The organism is Micromonospora sp. NPDC000121, assembly GCF_042899165.1.
In the GTDB taxonomy this organism is placed as follows: Bacteria; Actinomycetota; Actinomycetes; order Mycobacteriales; family Micromonosporaceae; genus Micromonospora.
Genome location: NZ_JBIAZP010000020.1, coordinates 1 through 20,096 on the forward strand (window position 1 = coordinate 1; position 20,096 = coordinate 20,096).

3 protein-coding genes are annotated in these 20,096 nt (G+C 74.3%); all 3 read right to left on the reverse strand.

The features are described 5' to 3' along the window. Window positions 1-4,754, reverse strand: a 4,754-nt coding sequence (locus tag ACFY23_RS31305) for a beta-ketoacyl synthase N-terminal-like domain-containing protein (protein WP_387051329.1), incomplete at its 3' end; no start/stop codon positions are given. A gap of 328 nt (window positions 4,755-5,082) precedes the next feature. After that, a complete protein-coding gene (locus ACFY23_RS31310) occupies window positions 5,083-6,015 on the reverse strand; it encodes a metallophosphoesterase family protein (protein WP_387039070.1) in 933 nt (310 codons plus the stop codon). 86 nt (window positions 6,016-6,101) lie between these two features. Continuing rightward, window positions 6,102-20,054 carry a type I polyketide synthase gene (locus ACFY23_RS31315; protein ID WP_387039072.1) on the reverse strand — a complete coding sequence of 4,651 codons (13,953 nt, stop codon included), beginning with the start codon at window positions 20,052-20,054 and terminating at the stop codon, window positions 6,102-6,104. Window positions 20,055-20,096 lie beyond the last annotated feature (42 nt).

The following is a 20,096-nucleotide window of genomic DNA, read 5'->3' on the forward strand; positions in this document are numbered from 1 at the left end:
GCCACACCCAAACCACGCAACACGCCCCACTTACCAGGGCTCGCCGTCGCATACACCGTCGCACCGAAATGCTGCGCCAACTGGATCGCCGCCATACCGACCCCACCCGCACCCGAGTGGACCAGCACCGACTCCCCCGCCCGCAACCCGGCCAGATCACGCAACGCGTAGTACGCCGTCAGGAACACGAGCGGGACGGAGGCCGCCTGGGTGAACGACCAGCCGGCGGGGATCTTCGCGACCCGCTCGCGCTGGGCGACGACCTGGGGGCCGAAGCCGGGCTCGAACATGCCCATCACCCGGTCGCCGGGGACCAGGTCGTCGACGCCGGGGCCGGCCTCCAGCACGACACCGGCGCCCTCGCTGCCCATCCTGGCTGCGGGGTCCGGGTACATGCCCAGGGCGATCAGCACGTCCCGGAAGTTGACGCCCGTGGCGCGGACGGCGATCCGTACCTGGCCCGGCCCGAGCTTCACCGCCGGGGCGGGCACCAGGTCGATGCCGTCCAGCGTTCCGGGCTTGACGGGCGCGAGGTGCCAGAGGCCCGTCGCCGGGGGCACCAGCTCCGCGCCGGTGAGGCGCGTCAGCCGGGGTACGAGCACGGCGCCCTCACGGATCGCGAGCTGGCCGCCGGTGACGGCGGGGTCGTCGGCCACGGCGGCGAGCAGGGCCAGCGCGTCGGCGTCCAGCTCCCGGTCGAGGTCGGCCAGGACGATGCGGTCCGGGTGCTCCGACTGCGCCGACCGCAGCAGACCCCACACCGCCGCACCCGCCAGATCGTCGACGCGGTCCTCGTCGCGGGCCACCACCGCGCCCCGCGTCGTGACCACCAGCCGCGCGTCCGTCAACGCCTCGGCGGCCAACCACGACTGCACCGCGGCCAGCACGTCGACGGTGAGCGCGCGTGCCGCCTGCGGGGCCGGCACCGCGAGGTCGTCGGCCTCGGCCCGCAGCAGCACCGCCTTCGGCGCGGGCTCTCCCGCCTCGACGGCCGCCACCAGCGCCGCCACGTCCCCGAACACCGGCAGCCCGGCCGGCGCCTCACCCAGCGCCGCCAAACCCGAGACGCCCCCGGCCGGCACGACGTCCTCGACCTGCCACGACACCTCGAACAGCGACCGGTCGGCCGCGTTCGGCGTGGCAACCGCACCCATCTCCCGCAGCACGAGCGAGTCCACCGACACCACCGGCGCACCCGACCCGTCCACCGCCACCAACCGGACCGCCGAACCGGCACGGGTCAGCCGCACCCGCAACACCGACGCGCCCGACGCGTGCACCTGCACACCCTCGAACGCGAACGGCACCCGCGGACCGGAACCGGTCCCGGCGTCGAGCAGCCCGATCGGGTGCAGCGCGGCGTCCAGCAGCGCCGGGTGCACTCCGAACGCCGCCACGTCCGGCGCGTCGTCGGGCAGGGCGACCTCGGCGTACACCTCGCCGTCGCCGGCCCACACCCGCCGCAACCCCTGGAACACCGGCCCGTACGCGAGCCCGTGCTCCGCGAAGGCCGGATACCAGCCGGCCAACTCCACCTCGGACGCCCCGGCCGGCGGCCAGACACCGATCGCCGGCTCCTCGGCCACGGCCGGCTCCAGCACACCCTCGGCGTGCCGAACCCACTCCGCCTCGACGTCGTCCTCCGGCTGCGAGTGCACCGTCACCTGACGCGCCCCGGACCCGTCCGCCGCGCCGACGCGCACCTGCACCCGCACGCCACCCGACGCCGGCAGGGCCAACGGCGCCGCGATCGTCAACTCCCGCACCCGCGACGCGCCCACCTCGTCGCCGGCCCGCACCACCAACTCCACCAACGCCGTGCCCGGCACCACCACCGCACCCGACACCACGTGATCGCCCAACCACGGATGCGACGACAACGCCAACCGACCCGTCAGCACCACCTCGTCGTCACCCGCCAGGCGCACCGCCGCACCCAACAACGGATGCCCGGCAACCCCCAGACCCGCACCCGACACGTCACCGACCCGCCACGACCCCACCTCGGGCCAGAACCGCTCCCGCTGGAACGCGTACGTCGGCAGGTCCACCCGCGCCGCACCGGAGCCGGCGAACCACGCCTGCCAGGTGACGGGGACGCCGTGGACGTGCAGTTCGCCGAGGGCGGCGAGCAGGGCGTGCGCCTCGGGCCGGTCCCGGCGCTGGGCGGCGACGGCGAGCACGTCGTCGTCGGGCAGGATGTCGCCGGTCAGCGCGGTGAGGACGCTCTGCGGGCCGATCTCCAGGAACGTGTCGGCGCCGGCGGCGCGCAGGGCGGCGATCCCGTCGGCGTACCGGACGGCCTCGCGGACGTGCCGGACCCAGTAGTCGACGGTGCGGATCTCCTCCGGGTCGGCGAGGGCGCCGGTCAGGTTGGACACGATCGGCAGCGTCGGGGCGGAGAACGTCAGCTTGCCGAGGATGCGGCGGAACGTCGCCAGCATCGGCTCCATCAGCGGGCTGTGGAACGCGTGGCTCACCGTCAGCCGCCGCGTCCGCACGCCCCGGCCCCGCCAGACGGCCTCCACCTCGTCCAGGGCCGTCAGGTCGCCGGACACCACGACGGAGGTCGGACCGTTCACGGCCGCGATGCCCAGCCGGTCGGTCAGCCCTTCGAGGGTCGACAGCACCTCGGCCTCGGCCGCGTTCACCGCCAGCATCCCACCGCCGGCCGGCAACGCCTGCATCAGCTTGCCGCGGGCCGCGACGAGGGCACACGCGTCCTTCAGCGTCAGCACCCCGGCCACGTACGCGGCCGTGATCTCCCCGATCGAGTGGCCGCCCACGAAGTCCGGCACGACCCCGAACGACTCGACCAGCCGGAACAGCGCCACCTCGACGGCGAACAGGCCGGCCTGGGTGAACACCGTCTGGTCCAGCAGCCCCGCCTCCGGCGAGCCGTCGGGCGCGAACAGGACCTCGCGAAGCGGCTGCGGCAGCACCCGGTCCAGGTGCCCGCACACCTCGTCGAACGCCGCCGCGAAGACGGGGAAGGTCTCGTACAGCTCGCGGCCCATCCCGGCGCGCTGGGCGCCCTGACCGGAGAACAGCACGGCGAGCGGGCCCCGGTCCCCGACCTGGCCGGCGACCACCGCGCCGGACGGCTCCCCGGCCGCCAGGGCGCGCAGCCCGGCCAGCAGGTCGTCCCGGCCCGCGGCGGCGACCACGGCCCGGTGGTCCAGGGCCGCCCGGGCGACCACCGACGAGGAGGCCACGTCGAGCGGGCGCAGGTCCGGTTCGGCGGCGAGCGCGGCGGCCCACCGCTCGGCCTGGGCCGGCAGGGCGGCGGCCTGCGCGGCCGAGAGCAGCACCGGGATCACGGGGAGCGCGCGGGGTGCGGGCTCGGCGGCCGGCTCGGCCGTGGCCGCGGGCGCCTGCTCCAGGATGAGGTGGGCGTTGGTGCCGCTCATGCCGAACGAGGAGACCGCGGCCCGACGGGGCCGGTCGTCCTCGTCGGCCCACGGCCGCGCCTCGGTGAGCAGGGCGACGGCGCCGGCCGACCAGTCGATGTGCGGGGACGGCTCGTCGACGTGCAGGGTGCGCGGCAGGATGCCGTGCCGCATCGCCAGGACCATCTTGATGACCCCGGCGACGCCGGCGGCGGCCTGGCTGTGACCGATGTTCGACTTCAGCGAGCCGAGCCACAGCGGACGGTCGGCGGGCCGGTCCTGCCCGTACGTGGCGAGCAGCGCCTGCGCCTCGATCGGATCGCCGAGCCGGGTGCCGGTGCCGTGCGCCTCCACGACGTCGACGTCGGCGGGGGCCAGCCGGGCGTTGTCGAGGGCCTGGCGGATGACGCGTTGCTGGGCGGGGCCGTTCGGGGCGGTGAGGCCGCTGCTGGCGCCGTCCTGGTTGACGGCGCTGCCCCGGATGACCGCGAGGATCCGCCGGCCGTTGCGCTGGGCGTCGGAGAGCCGCTCGACCAGCAGCATGCCGACGCCCTCGGACCAGCCGGTGCCGTCGGCGTCGGCGGAGAACGCCTTGCAGCGCCCGTCGGAGGCGAGGCCGCGCTGGCGGGAGAATTCGACGAAGCCGCCGGGGGTGGCCATGACGCTGACGCCGCCGGCCACGGCGAGGCTGCACTCGCCGTCGCGCAGGGCCTGGCTGGCCAGGTGCAGGGCGACCAGGGACGAGGAGCAGGCGGTGTCGATGGTGACGGCCGGCCCTTCGAGGCCGAACGAGTAGGCGAGCCGGCCGGAGATGACGCTGGCGGCGGTGCCGGTGAGCACGTACCCCTCGGCGCCCTCGGGAAGGCGACGGAGCACGGTGGCGTAGTCCTGGCCGGCGGTGCCGACGAAGACGCCGGTGTGGCTGCCGCGCAGGGAGTTCGCGTCGATGCCGGCGCGCTCGAACACCTCCCAGGTGGTCTCCAGCAGCAGGCGCTGCTGCGGGTCCATGGCGAGGGCCTCGCGCGGGGAGATCCCGAACAGCGTCGGGTCGAAGTGGCCGGCGTCGCGCAGGAAGCCGCCCCGGTCACTGTACGAGGTGCCGGGGTGGTCGGGGTCCGGGTGGTACAGCGCCGCCAGGTCCCAGCCGCGGTCGTCGGGGAACGTCCCGGTCGCGTCCGCACCGGCGGCCACCAGGTCCCACAGGTCCTCGGGCGAGCCCACCCCGCCGGGGAACCGGCACGCCATGCCCACGATGGCGATCGGCTCCGGCTCGGAGCTCTCCAGTTCCCGCAGGCGCCGGTGCGCCTGGCGGAGCTCGGTGGTCACCCACTTCAGGTGTTCGAGGAGCTTTTCTTCGTCCGCCATGACCCACCCGCCCGGAGCTTGCTACCGATCAATTCCGCCGAACATTGAGCAAGCCATCGATTCGACTCGGCGTAATTGACCGGAGAGGACCGATGGCGAAGAACCACTTAGCGCTTCAATGTGTTTCCTTACCGCTGATCACGCGCACGCCACCGCACCGTCCGACCCCGCAATGCCGGCACCTGACCGCCACCGTGTGTGGACGGTACTGAGCGCTGACCTGCGGCCCAACCCCTACGGACCCCTCAATCAGCCCACGCCCGGCGGCCCCGGCGCGGCCGAATAAACGCAGGTCGGAGCCGTTGGCGGCAGCGCGGCAGCGGGGTGGTCAGGCGGGGCGCCGGGCGGGGGCCGGCAGGATCGTCCGAAGTTGTCCCGGCGGGTTGGCGCGGCGTCGCCACTCGCGCGGATAGCCGACGGAGACCTCCTCGAACCTGACCCCGTCGTACCAGGTGGTGCGGGGGATGTGCAGGTGGCCGTAAACGGCGACGCGGGTGTCGTAGCGCAGGTGCCAGTCCCCGGTGAGGTCGGTGCCGCACCACTGGGCGAACTCGGGGTAGCGCAGGATGCGGGTCGGCTCGCGGACCAGCGGGTAGTGGTTGACCAGGATGGTGGGCAGCCCGCCGCGTTCCGCGTCGAGCCGCCGCTCGGTCTGGATCACCCGCGCCCGGCACCAGGCGTCCCGGCTCGGGTACGGGTCCGGATGCAGCAGGATCTCGTCGGTGCAGACGACGCCCGTCTCGTGCGCCCGTGCGAGGGCCTGCTCCCGGCTGTACGTGCCGGGGGGCCGCCACGTGTAGTCGTACCCGACGAAGAGCGGGGCGATCAGGACGGGGTCGCCGTCGGCGTCCCACACCGGGTACGGATCCTCGGGGGTGACCACGCCGAGGCGGCGGCACAGCTCCACGAGGTGCCGGTAGCGGGCCTCGCCGCGCAGTTGGTTCGGGTCGTCGCGGGGGGTCCACAGCTCGTGGTTGCCGGGCGCCCAGATCACCTTGGCGAAGCGGTCCCGGAGCAGGCCGAGCGCCCACTCGATGTCGGCGACGAACTCGCCGACGTCGCCGGCGACGATCAGCCAGTCGTCGTCGCCGTGCGGGCGCATGCTCTCGACGAGCGCGCGGTTCTCCGCGTACACGACGTGCAGGTCGCTGATCGCGAGCAGTCGACGGCCGTGGGAGCCGGTCACACGGAACCTCCCGTCCCTCCGGGCACCCGCGTGCACCCCCACCACCCGTCCGCGCGCACCGGCCCGGGACGGCATCCGCCTGTCGGGCTCCGACCCTACGGAGCCCGACAGGCGGCGCACACCCCTAGATGCGCCCGGCCCACCCCTAGGGCGGGCGACGGTCAGGACTTGCCGAACTCCCGCTGGATGATGTCGAAGATGTCGTCCTCGCTCGCGTCCGCCAGGTCGTCGGCCGGGTCGCTCGCGGGCGCCGGCCGGCTGGCGGCCCGCCACCGGGAGAGCAGGTCCTCCAGCCGGCGGGTGATCTCCGCGTCGTCGCGCTGCTCCGCCGGGACCGTGCGCAGCACCTCGTCCAGCCGGTCGATCTCGGCGACGACCGGGGTGGCCGGCGCGGCGGGGGCCAGCTCGGCGCGCAGGTGGTCGGCGAGGGCCGCCGGCGTCGGGTGGTCGAAGACGAGGGTGGTGGGCAGGGCGAGGCCGGTTTCGGCGGTGAGCCGGTTGCGCAGCTCGACGGCGGTGAGCGAGTCGAAGCCGAGTTCCAGGAAGCCCCGCCCGGCCCGGATCGCGGCCGGGGTGCGGTGGCCGAGGACCGTGGCCGCACTGTGGCGTACCAGGTCGAGCAGGATGCGCTCCCGCTCGGTCTCGCCGGCGGCGGCCAGCCGGTCCCGTAGCGCCTGCGGCGCGCCCGCGTCCGACGGCGGGGTCTCCTGCCGGTCGGTCGTCCGGGCCTCGGGGATGCCGCCCAGCAGTGGGCTGGGACGCATGGCGGTGAACGAGGGGGCGAACCGGTCCCAGGCCACGTCGGCGACGACGACGGACGTGTCGTCCCGGTCCAGCGCGGCCTGCAACGCGGCGACCGCCAGCTCCGGCGCCAGCGCCGGCAACCCGCGACGGCCGAGCTGCTCCTGCTGCTCTCCGTGGGCCATGCCGGCACCCGCCCACGGGCCCCAGGCCACCGCCGTGCCGACCGCGCCCCGGGCGCGCCGACGCGCCACCAGACCGTCGAGGTACGCGTTGGCGGCGGCGTAGCCGGCCTGCCCGGCGGAGCCCCACACCCCGGCGATCGACGAGAACACCACGAACGCGTCCAGCGACCCGTCGGGCAGCAGTTCGTCCAGGTTCGCCGCACCATCGACCTTGGCCCGCAGGACGTGGGCCAGCTCGTCGGCGGTCATCTCGGCGAGCGGGGTGGACTGCGCCGCCCCGGCGGCGTGGATCACGGCGCGGACGGGCTCGTCCAGCTCGGCCAGCAGCCCGGCGAGGGCGTCCCGGTCGGCCACGTCGCAGCCCGCGACCGTCACCCGCGCCCCCGACCCGCGCAGCCGCTCCGCCAGCTCCGCCGCGCCCGGTGCACGCTCACCCTGCCGGCTCGTCAACACGACGTGCTCGGCGCCGGCGCCGACGGCCCACTGTGCCACCCGCGACCCGAGCGCGCCCGTGCCGCCGGTGACGAGCACCGTTCCCGACAGCCGGAACTCCCGCCGCGCCGCGTCGGCGCCGGCCCGCACCAGGCGTCGGACGAACACCCCCGACGACCGCACCGCCACCTGATCCTCGGCCCCGGCCGCGATCACCCCACACACCCGGCGTACCGCCCGGGCATCCAGAACCTGCGGCAGGTCGACCAGGCCACCCCACCGGCGCGGCTCCTCCAACGCCGCCACGCGCCCGAGACCCCACGTCGCGGCGGCGACGGCGTCCACGGGGGCGTCGGAGCCGCCCACGGCCACGGCGCCCCGCGTCAGCCACCACACCCGGCCGTTGAGGGCGCAGTCACCGAGCGCCTGCACCGTCGCCAACGCCTCCGGCACGCCCGCGCCGGGCAGCGACAGCAGCGACACCACCCCGGCAACCTCGCCGGCGTCGCGGAGGGCCTTGGCCACCAGCTCGCGGTTGTCGGCCGGGCCGTCGAGCACCAGCGGCCGGACCTTCGCCCCGGCCGCCGTGAGACCGTCGGTCACGGCCGCGAGCAGGGCGTCGTCGATGCCGGCGTACGGCACCAGCAGCAGCCAGGTCCCGGACAGCGTCCCGTCGGCGTCGGGTACGGCCTCCCAGTCGACCCGGTAGCGCCAGGAGTCGACGGTCGACCGCTGCCGTCCCGCCCGCCGCCACTGCGCCAGCCTCGGCAGCAGGACGCTCAACGGCTGATCCGCCTCCAGGCGGAACTCCTCTCCCAGCCCGGCCAGGTCCTCCTGCTCCACCGCCGCCCAGAACCGCTCGTCGGTGTCCGAGCCGCCGGTGGCCGACGGGGCCGGGGCGGCCGGCGGCGTGTCGAGCAGCCAGTAGCGCTGGCGCTGGAAGGCGTAGGTGGGCAGGTCGACGGTGCGGGGCGGCTGGCCGGTCTGCGCGGTGAACCAGGCCGCCCAGTCCACGGTCGTGCCCGTCACGTGCAACCGCGCCAACGCCGTGACCAGGCTCGTCGTGTCGAGCTGGTCCCGCCGCAGGCCCGGGATGTGGTGCACCGGCCGGTCGGCCGGGGTGTCCGCCGCCATCGCGGTCAACGTCGCGTCCGGGCCCACCTCCAGGAAGGTGGTGACCCCGCAGCCGTGCAGGGTGGCGACCGCGTCGGAGAACCGGACCGCCTCGCGGACGTGCCGCACCCAGTACCCCGGCGAGGCGATCTCGCCCGGATCAGCCAGCCGGCCCGTCAGGTTGGACACGATCGGCAGCTTCGGCGCCTGCCAGGTCAGCGTGTTCAGGACGGCGCGGAAGTCATCGAGCATCGGCTCCATCAACCGCGAGTGGAACGCGTGACTCACCGACAACCGCTTGACCCGCCAACCCCGCCCCGAGCACCGCTCAGCGACCCGATCGAGATCCACCACCGCGCCGGACAGCACGACGGACCTCGGTCCGTTCACCGCCGCGACATCCACGCCGTCACCGGCCAACTCGCGGACCTCGTCCTCAGCGGCGTTGACCGCCAACATCCCGCCACCCGACGGCAACGCCTGCATCAACGAACCCCGCGCCGCCACCAGCTTGCAGGCGTCCTCCAACGACAAGACCCCGGCCACGTACGCGGCCGTCACCTCACCGATCGAATGACCGGCCAGGTAGTCGGCCCGCACACCCCACGAGGACAGCAGCTCGTACAGGGCCACCTCGACCGCGAACAACCCCGCCTGCGTGAACACCGTCTGATCCAACAGCTCAGGCTCACCGAACACCACGTCCCGCAACGAACGCGGCAACCGACCCTCGAACCGGGCACACACCCCGTCGAACGCCTCCGCGAACACCGGGAACACGTCGTACAACCCACGACCCATCCCCACCCGCTGCGAACCCTGCCCCGTGAACAACACCGCCCGCCGCCCGGACACCACCTCACCCGACACGACACTGCCCACCCCGACCCCACCAGCCAGAGCATCCAACCCGGCCAACAACCCGTCCCGGTCCGCGCCGAGGACCACCGCCCGGTGCTCCAACGCCGCCCGGGAGGTGGCCAGGGACCAGCCGAGGTCCCGGGCCGACTGCCGCTCGTCGCGCCGTACGTGCTCGGCCAGGCGGGTCGCCTGCTCGGACAATGCCTCCGCCGACCGCCCCGACACCAGCCACGGCAGCACCGGCGGATCGTCGTTCACGACCGCCTCGGCCTCGACGGCCTCGGCATGCTCGATGATGACGTGGGCGTTCGTGCCGGAGATCCCGAACGACGACACCGCCGCCCGACGAGGACGCTCCACCACCGGCCACGGCCGCGTCTCCGTCACCAGAGAGACGGCACCTGACGACCAGTCCACCTTCGACGACGGAGCGTCCACGTGCAGGGTCGCCGGCACCACCCCGTGCCGCATGGCGAGGACCATCTTGATCACGCCCGCCACGCCGGCGGCGGCCTGGATGTGACCGATGTTCGACTTGATCGACCCGAGAAGCAGCGGCTCCGCGCCGTCGCGGCCCTGGCCGTACGTGGCGAGGAGGGCCTGCGCCTCGATCGGGTCGCCGAGGGTGGTGCCCGTGCCGTGCGCCTCCACCGCGTCCACGTCGGCGGTGGTGAGCCGCGCGTTGGCGAGGGCCTGGCGGATCACCCGCTGCTGCGCCGGCCCGTTCGGCGCGGTGAGCCCGTTGGACGCGCCGTCGGAGTTGACGGCGGTCCCCCGCACCACGGCGAGGACCCGGTGACCGAGACGTCGCGCGTCGGACAGCCGCTCGACGAGGAGCATCCCGACGCCCTCGCCCCAGCCCGTCCCGTCCGCCGACTCGGCGAACGACCGGCAGCGGCCGTCGGCGGCGAGACCCCCCTGACGGGAGAACTCGACGAAGGTGGCCGGGGAGGCCATGACGGTGACACCACCGGCCAGGGCCAGGTCGCACTCCCCCGACCGCAGCGCCTGCGCCGCCAGGTGCAACGCGACCAGCGACGACGAGCACGCCGTGTCGACGGTCACCGCCGGCCCCTCGAACCCGAACGAGTACGCCACCCGCCCCGACAGGACGCTGGTCGCGTTGCCGGTCAGCAGGTGACCGCCGACCTCCTGGTCCCGGCCCATGGCGTTCGAGGCGTACCCCTGGAAGCTGGCGCCCGCGAAGACGCCGACGCGCTCGCCCTTCAGGCGCGACGGGTCCACGCCCGCGGACTCGACCGCCTCCCACGAGACCTCCAGCAGCAGCCGCTGCTGCGGGTCCATGGCGAGCGCCTCGCGGGGCGAGATCCCGAAGAACTCCGCGTCGAACGCGCCCGCGTCGTAGACGAAGCCGCCCTGGCGGGGGAAGGAGGTGTCCGAGAGCCGGCCGTCGAGGAAGCTGTCCCAGCCCCGGTCGAGGGGGAAGTCGGAGATGCCGTCGCGGCCGGCGACCAGCAGGTCCCACAGTTGGTCGACGTCGTCGGCGCCGCCGGGCAGCCGGCAGCTCATCCCGACGATCGCGATCGGGTCGTCGTCGACCGCCGCCGTCCGTTGCTCCGCGACGGCTTCGGCCGGCGTACCGGTCAGCTCGGTGCTCAGGTGGGCCGCCAGCGCCAGCGGCGTCGGGTGGTCGAAGACGAGGGTGGTGGGCAGGGCGAGGCCGGTCTCGGCGGTGAGCCGGTTACGCAGCTCGACGGCGGTGAGCGAGTCGAAGCCCTGGCTCTGGAAAGCCTTGTCCGCCGGCACGGCGTCGGGCGTCGCATGCCCGAGCACCACGGCGACCTGGGCGCGTACGAGGTCGAGCAGGTACGCGTCCCGCTCGGCCGGCGTCATCCCGGCGAGCCGTCGGCCGAGCTGCGAGCGCTCCTGGGCATCGTCCCCGCCGCCCTCGGCGTCCGTCGCGGCCCGCGCCTCGGGGATCTCGGTCAGCAGTGGGCTGGGCCGCAGCGCCGTGTACGACGCGGCGAACCGGTCCCAGGCCACGTCGGCGACGACGACGGACGTGTCGTCCCGGTCCAGCGCGGCCTGCAACGCGGCGACCGCCAGCTCCGGCGCCATCGCCGGCAACCCGCGGCGGCTCAGCTGTTCCTGCGCCTCGCCCTGCGCCGCCATCCCGGCGCCGCCCCAGGGGCCCCAGGCCACGGCCGTGGCGGTCGCGCCCCGGGCGCGCCTGCGCGCGGCGAGCGCGTCCAGGTACGCGTTGGCGGCGGCGTAGCCGGCCTGCCCGGCGGAGCCCCACACCCCGGCGATCGACGAGAACACCACGAACGCGTCCAGCGACTCGTCGGGCAGCAGCTCGTCGAGGTTGGCGGCACCGTCTACCTTCGCGCGGAGCACCTCGTGCAGCTCGTCGGCGGTGATGTCGGCCAGCGGGGTGAACTGGGGGGCTCCGGCGGCGTGGAAGACGGCGCGGACGGGCTCGCCCAGCTCGGCCAGCAGCCCGGCGAGGGCGTCCCGGTCGGCCACGTCGCAGCCCGCGACCGTCACCCGCGCCCCCGACCCGCGCAGCCGCTGCGCCAACTCCGCCGCACCCGACGCCCGCTCGCCCTGCCGGCTCGTCAACACGACGTGCTCGGCGCCGGCGCCGACGGCCCACTCCGCCACCCGCGACCCGAGCGCCCCCGTACCACCGGTGACCAATACCGTCCCCGACAACCGGAACTCCCGCCGGACAGCGTCGCCCGCAGCCCGAACAAGGCGCCGCACGAACACCCCCGACGACCGCACCGCCACCTGATCCTCGACCCCGGCCGCGATCACCCCACACACCCGCCGCAGAGCGCGGGCATCCAGGGTCTCCGGCAGGTCGACCAGACCACCCCACCGCCGCGGCTCCTCCAACGCCGCCACGCGTCCCAAGCCCCAGATCGCCGCGGCCAGCGCGTCCACCAGCGCGTCCGACCGGCCCACCGACACGGCGGCCCGCGTCACCCACCACACCCGGCCGTTGAGGGCGCAGTCACCGAGCGCCTGCACCGTCGCCAACGCCTCCGGCACACCAGCGCCCGCCAGCGACAGCAGCGACACCACCCCGGCCACCTCGCCGGCTCCGGCCAGTACGGGACGCAACCGGTCGGCCACGTCGGGCCGCGTCAGCGCCGCCGGGTCCAGAACGACCGGGAGCACCTGCGCGCCATGCGTGGCCAGGCTCTCGGCCAGGGGGTGGTCGGCCTGCCCTGGCAACGCCAGTACCAGCCAGGTCCCGGTCACGGCCTCAGCCGGTGCCGAGGAAAGGGGCCGCCACTCGACGCGGTAGCGCCAGGAGTCGGCGGTCGAGCGCTGCCGTCCCGCCCGCCGCCACTGCGCCAGCCTCGGCAGCAGGACGCTCAACGGCTGATCCGCCTCCAGGCGGAACTCCTCCCCCAGCCCGGCCAGGTCCTCCTGCTCCACCGCCGCCCAGAACCGCTCGTCGATCTCGGAGCCGGGCCGGGATGCGCTGTCGCCCCGGGTGGGCGGCTCCGGCCAGTACCAGCCGCCCTGGAAGGCGTAGGTGGGCAAGTCGACGGTGCGGGGCGGCCGGCCGGTCTGCGCGGTGAACCACGCCGCCCAGTCCACCGGCGTGCCCGTCACGTGCAACCGCGCCAACGCCGTGACCAGGGCGATCGTGTCGGGCTGGTCCCGCCGCAGGGCCGGAATCTGCTGCACCGGCCGGTCGGCCGGGGTGTCGGCGGCCATCGCCGTCAGCGTCGCGTCCGGGCCCACCTCCAGGAAGGTGCCCACCCCGATCCCGTGCAGGGTGGCGACCGCGTCGGAGAACCGGACCGCTTCGCGGACGTGCCGCACCCAGTACTCCGGGCCGGCGATCTCGGCCGGATCCGCCAACCCGCCGGTCAGGTTGGAGACGATCGGCAGCTTCGGCGCGTTCCACTGCAAACCGTTCAGGACGGCGCGGAAGTCATCGAGCATCGGCTCCATCAACCGCGAGTGGAACGCGTGACTCACCGGCAGCCGCTTGACCCGCCAACCCCGCTCCACGCAGAGCTGCCCGACCCGGTCAAGGTCAACTTCTGCACCGGACAGCACCACCGACCGAGGCCCGTTCACCGCCGCCACATCCACGCCGTCACCGGCCAACTCGCGGACCTCCTCCTCGGCGGCGTTGACCGCCAACATTCCGCCGCCCGACGGCAACGCCTGCATCAACGAACCCCGCGCCGCAACCAGAGCGCACGCGTCATCGAGCGACAGCACCCCCGCCACATACGCGGCGGTCACCTCACCGATCGAGTGACCAGCCAGATAGTCCGGCTTCACACCCCACGACGACAACAGCTCATACAGGGCCACCTCGACCGCGAACAACCCCGCCTGCGTGAACACCGTCTGATCCAACAGCCCGGCCTCGGACGAGCCCTCGGACGCAAACACCACGTCCCGCAACGAGCGCGGCAACCGACCCTCGAAACGGGCACACACCCCGTCGAACGCCTCCGCGAACACCGGGAACACGTCGTACAAACCACGACCCATCCCCACCCGCTGCGAACCCTGACCCGTGAACAACACCGCGACCCGGCCCGGCGACGCCGGCCCCGTCACCACACCGGGAACCGCCGAACCGCCCGCCAGAGCCTCCAGCCCCGCCAGCAGCTCACCACGATCACGGCCCAGTACCACCGCCCGGTGCTCCAACGCCGCCCGGGACGTGGCCAGGGACCAACCCACCTCCACCGCCGGCACATCGGACTCCCGCCGGGCGAACTCCGCCAACCGCACAGCCTGACCGGACAACGCCTCCGCCGACCGGGCGGACACAAGCCACGGCACCACCGGCACGACCCCGGCCACCGCCGTGTCGGCAAGCTCCTCCGCCTGCTCCACGATCACGTGCGCGTTCGTCCCGGAGATCCCGAACGACGACACCGCCGCCCGACGCGGCCTATCCACCAACGGCCACGGCGTCGACTCGGTAGCGAGCGCGACAGCGCCCGACGACCAGTCCACCTTCGACGACGGAGCGTCCACGTGCAGCGACGCCGGCACCACACCATGCCGCATCGCCAGGACCATCTTGATCACACCCGCCACCCCGGCAGCGGCCTGCGTGTGCCCCAGGTTCGACTTCACCGACCCCAACAGCAGCGGACGGTCCCCCGGCCGCCCCTGACCGTAGGTCGCCAACAACGCCTGCGCCTCGATCGGATCACCCAACGTCGTACCCGTGCCGTGGGCCTCCACCACATCCACGTCGGCAGGAGACAACCGCGCGTTCGCCAACGCCTGCCGGATCACCCGCTGCTGCGACGGACCGTTCGGCGCCGTCAACCCGTTCGACGCCCCGTCCTGGTTGACCGCCGAGCCTCGTACCACCGCGAGGACCCGCCGACCGTCCCGCCGGGCGTCCGACAGGCGCTGCACCACCAGCACGCCGACGCCCTCACCCCAGCCCGTCCCGTCCGCCGACTCGGCGAACGACCGGCAGCGGCCGTCGGCCGACAGGCCCCGCTGGCGCGAGAACTCCACGAACGCGCCCGGAGTGGCCATCACCGTCACGCCGCCGGCCAGGGCCAGGTCGCACTCCCCCGACCGCAGCGCCTGCGCCGCCAGGTGCAACGCGACCAGCGACGACGAGCACGCCGTGTCGACGGTCACCGCCGGCCCCTCGAACCCGAAGGAGTACGCCACCCGCCCCGACAGCACGCTGGCGGACGCGCCGGTGGCGCCGTACCCGGCGAGGCGTTCGTCGCCGTACCGGATGAGGTTGTCGAAGTCCTGCCCGTTGGTGCCGGCGAAGACGCCGACCCGGCCGCCCCGCAGCGACAGCGGGTCGATCCGGGCGTCCTCGATCGCCACCCAGGACACCTCCAACAGCAGGCGCTGCTGCGGGTCCATGGCGGTCGCCTCGCGCGGCGAGATTCCGAAGAACTCCGCGTCGAACGCGCCCGCGTCGTGCAGGAACGCCCCCTGGGACACGTACGACGACGCCAGCGCCTCGGGGTCCCAGTGCCGGTTGACGGGGAAGTCGGACATGGCGTCGACGCCGTCGACGAGCAGCCGCCAGAACTCCTCCGTCGACCCGGCACCGCCCGGGAATCGGCAGCCCATGCCGACGATGACGATCGGGTCGTCGTCGACGGGACGTGCGGTCGGGGTCCGCGTCGCGGGCAGCGCGTGCCCGCCCAGCAGTTCGGTACGGACGTGGGCGGCCAGGGCGGTCGGGTTGGGGTGGTCGAACGCCAGCGTGGCGGGCAGGGTGAGCCCGGTGGTGGCGTCGAGCCGGTTGCGCAACTCGACGGCGGTGAGCGAGGTGAAGCCGAGGTCCCGGAACGCGCGTTCCGCCGGCACCTGGTCGGCGCTGCCGTGGCCGAGCACCGCCGCGACCTCACCGCGCACGAGGTCGCGGAGCAGGTCGAGCTGCTCGGGCTCGGAGAGCCCGGCGAGCCGGTGTCGCAGCGCGCCGGCCCCGGCGACCCGGTCGGCGGTGGCGGCGTCGGTGACCTGCGGTGCGGTCAGCAGGTCGCGGATCAGCGGGTCGGGGCGCGGCCCGGCGGCGTTGCCGGCGAGCCGGTCCCAGTCGACGTCCGCGACCACCAGGTGGGTCTCGTCGTGCGCGAGGGCGTGGGCGAGCGCCCGGACGGCGGTGGTCGGGTCCATCGCACCGAAGCCGTTGCGGGCCATCCGGCGCTCGAAGTCGCCCGCGCTGACCCCGCCGTCGGCCCACAGGCCCCAGCCGATGGACGTGGCGGGCAACCCCTCGGCGCGCCGGCGGTGAGCGAGGGCGTCGAGCCATGCGTTGCCGGGGGCGTAGTTGGCCTGCCCGGGGCCGCCCATGGTGCCGGCCAGGGAGGAGAACAGCACGAACGCCGAAAGGTCGTGGTCGCGGGTCAGCTCGTCGAGGTGGCGGGCGGCGTCGACCTTGGCGCGCAGGGCCGTGGCCAGTTGCGCGACGGTGAGGCCGTCGACGACGTTGTCGTCGAGCGCCGCGGCGGTGTGCACGACGGCGGTGAGCGGCAGGTCGGCGGGTACGGCCGCGAGCAGTTCGCGCAGGGCGTCCCGATCGGCGACGTCGCACGCCGCCACGGTCACCCGGGCCCCGAGCGCGGTCAGCTCCCGGGTCAGCGCGTCGGCGCCGGGGGCGTCGGGGCCGCGCCGGCTGACCAGGAGCAGGTGGTCGGCGCCGGCCGCCGCGAGAGCGCGGGCGACGTGCGCGCCGAGGGCGCCCGTACCGCCGGTGACGAGCGTCGTGCCGCGCGGGGTCCACTCGCGGCCGGGGCCGGCCGGCTGCCCGGCGCGGACCAACCGACGGGCGTGGAGGCCGGTGGCGCGGACGGCGAGTTGGTCCTCGGCGCGCTCGCCGCCGAGCAGCCGGCGCAGCAGCCGTACGCCGCGCGGGTCGACCGCCTCGGGCAGGTCGACGAGGCCGCCCCACCGCTGGGGGTGTTCGGCGCGCAGCACGCCGCCGAAGCCCCAGAGCAACGCCTGGTCGGGGTCGACGTGCTGGTCGCGGGGGCCGACGGAGACCGCGCCCCAGGTGGCGATCCAGAGGCGGGCGCCGGCCCCGGCGTCGCCGAGCGCCTGGGCGAGGGCGACGGTGTCGGCGAGGGCGGCCGGCACGGAGGGGGACTCGGGGTGCGGGCCGGGCGTGAGGCCGAGCAGGGACAGGACGACGCCGGGCGGCTGCTCGGCGTACGCCTCGGTGAGATCGCGGGCGAGGGCGTCGCGGCCGAGGCCGGGGGCCACCCGCAGCACCCGTACACCGGGCGCGGCGAGCGCCTGCGCCCACTCCTCCGCCGTCTCGCCGGCGGTGTCGGGTACGACGAGCAGCAGGTCCGTGACCTCCCGGTGGGAGGGGGCGTCGGGGAGCGGCTGCCAGGTGACCCGGTACCGCCACGAGTCGAGCGTCGATTCCGCCTCGCGGCGGCGGTGCCATGCCGACAGGGCGGGCAGCACGTCGCTCAGCGTCGCGTCGGGGTCGACGGCGAGCGTGGCGGCGAGGGCTTCCACGTCCTGGTTCTCGATGACCTGCCAGAAGGCGGCGTCGTCGGGAGCGCCAGATCCGCTCTCGGGGCCGTGCGGGCGGGTGCGGGCGTTCAGCCAGTAGCGGTGGTGGCGGAAGGCGTAGGTGGGCAGGTCGACGGTGCGGGGCGGCCGGCCGGTCTGCGCGGTGAACCACGCCGCCCAGTCCACGGTCGTGCCCGTCACGTGCAGCCGCGCCAACGCCGTGACCAGGGCGGTCGTGTCGGGCTGATCCCGCCGCAGGGCGGGAACGTGGTGCACCGGCCGGTCGGCCGGGGTGTCCGCGGCCATCGCGGTCAGGGTCGCGTCCGGGCCCACCTCCAGGAAGGTGGTCACCCCGCAGCCGTGCAGCGTCTTCACGGCGTCGGAGAACCGGACCGCCTCCCGCACATGCCGCACCCAGTACCCCGGCGAGGCGATCTCGCCCGGATCAGCCAGCCCGCCCGTCAGGTTGGACACGATCGGCAGCCTCGGCGCCTGCCAGGTCAGCGTGTTCAGGACCGCCTGGAAGTCGTCGAGCATCGGCTCCATCAACCGCGAGTGGAACGCGTGACTCACCGACAACCGCTTCACCCGCCAACCCCGCCCGACGCACAGCCCCTCGACCCGATCGAGGTCAGCCGCCGCGCCGGACAGCACGACGGACCTCGGCCCGTTCACCGCCGCCACGTCCACGCCGTCACCGACCAACTCGCGGACCTCGTCCTCAGCGGCGTTGACCGCCAACATCCCGCCACCCGACGGCAACGCCTGCATCAACGAACCCCGCGCCGCCACCAGAGCGCACGCGTCATCCAACGACAGCACCCCCGCCACATACGCGGCGGTCACCTCACCGATCGAGTGACCGGCCAGGTAGTCCGGCTTCACACCCCACGACGACAACAACTCGTACAGGGCCACCTCGACCGCGAACAACCCCGCCTGCGTGAACACCGTCTGATCCAACAGACCGGCCTCGGACGAGCCCTCGGACGCAAACACCACGTCCCGCAACGAGCGCGGCAACCGACCCTCGAACCGGGCACACACCCCGTCGAACGCCTCCGCGAACACCGGGAACACGTCGTACAACCCACGACCCATCCCCACCCGCTGCGAACCCTGACCCGTGAACAACACCGCACGCCGCCCGGACACCACCTCACCCGACACGACGGTGCCCACCCCGGCCCCACCAGCCAGAGCATCCAACCCGGACAACAACCCGTCCCGATCGGCGCCGAGGACCACCGCCCGGTGCTCCAACGCCGCCCGCGACGTGGCCAGGGACCAACCGGCCTCCACCACATCCGCGGACCCGCGCCGGGCGAACTCCGCCAACCGCGCCGCCTGGCCTGACAATGCCTCCGCCGACCGCCCCGACACCAGCCACGGCACCACCGGCAGACTCGCCACGGCCGGCGCCTCGACCGCGACCGCCTCCGGCTGCTCCACGATCACGTGCGCGTTCGTCCCGGAGATCCCGAACGACGACACCGCCGCCCGGCGCGGCCGGTCCACCAACGGCCACGGCGTCGACTCGGTAGCGAGCGCGACGGCGCCCGACGACCAGTCCACCTTCGACGACGGAGCGTCCACGTGCAGGGTCGCCGGCACCACCCCGTGCCGCATGGCCAGGACCATCTTGATCACACCCGCCACCCCGGCGGCGGCCTGCGTGTGACCCAGGTTCGACTTCACCGACCCCAACAGCAGCGGACGGTCCCCCGGCCGCCCCTGACCGTACGTCGCGAGCAGCGCCTGCGCCTCGATCGGGTCGCCCAGCGTCGTGGCGGTGCCGTGGGCCTCCACCACATCCACGTCGGCAGGAGACAACCGCGCGTTCGCCAACGCCTGCCGGATCACCCGCTGCTGCGACGGACCGTTCGGCGCGGTCAACCCGTTCGACGCACCGTCCTGGTTGACGGCGGTCCCCCGCACCACGGCGAGGACCCGGTGGCCCAGGCGCCGCGCGTCGGACAGCCGCTCGACGAGGAGCATCCCGACGCCCTCGGACCAGCCCGTGCCGTCGGCGCCCTCGGCGAACGACTTGCACCGCCCGTCCGGGGCGAGCCCGCGCTGCCGGCTGAAGTCGATGAACGTCTCCAGCGTGGTCATCACGGTGACGCCGCCGGCCAGGGCGAGGGTGCACTCGCCGGACCGCAGGGACTGCACCGCCAGGTGCAGCGCCACCAGGGACGACGAGCAGGCGGTGTCGACGGTGAGGGCGGGCCCCTCGAACCCGAACGTGTACGCGACCCGCCCCGACAGCACGCTGCTGGCGGTGCCGCCGCCGATGAAGCCGTCCAGGGTCTCGGGCACCTCGCCGAGCCCGGCGGCGTAGTTGTGGTACATCATGCCGGCGAAGACACCGACGCGGCTGCCGCGCAGGGACAGCGGGTCGATCCGGGCGTCCTCGATGGCCTCCCAGCTCGCCTCCAGCATCAGCCGCTGCTGCGGGTCCATCGCCAGCGCCTCGTACGGCGAGATCTTGAACAGCTCCGGGTCGAAGTCCCCGGCGTCGTGCAGGAACCCGCCCTCGCGGGCGTACGTGCTGCCCCGCCGCTCGCCGGTCGGGTCGTACGCCTCGTCGGTGTTCCAGCCCCGGTCGACGGGGAAGCCGGTGATGCCGTCGCCGCCGGCGGCAACCAGTTCCCAGAGCTGCTCCGGCGAGCGGACGCCGCCCGGGTACCGGCAGCTCATCCCGACGATCGCGATCGGCTCGTGGTTCTTCGCGTCGACGGCCTTCAGGCGTTCGCTGGTCTCGGCGAGATCGGCGGTGACGCGCTTGAGGTACTCACGGAGCTTGGCTTCGTTGGCCATCGGGGATTTCACCTGTCGCGTTGTCGGCAAGCGGGGCGGTAC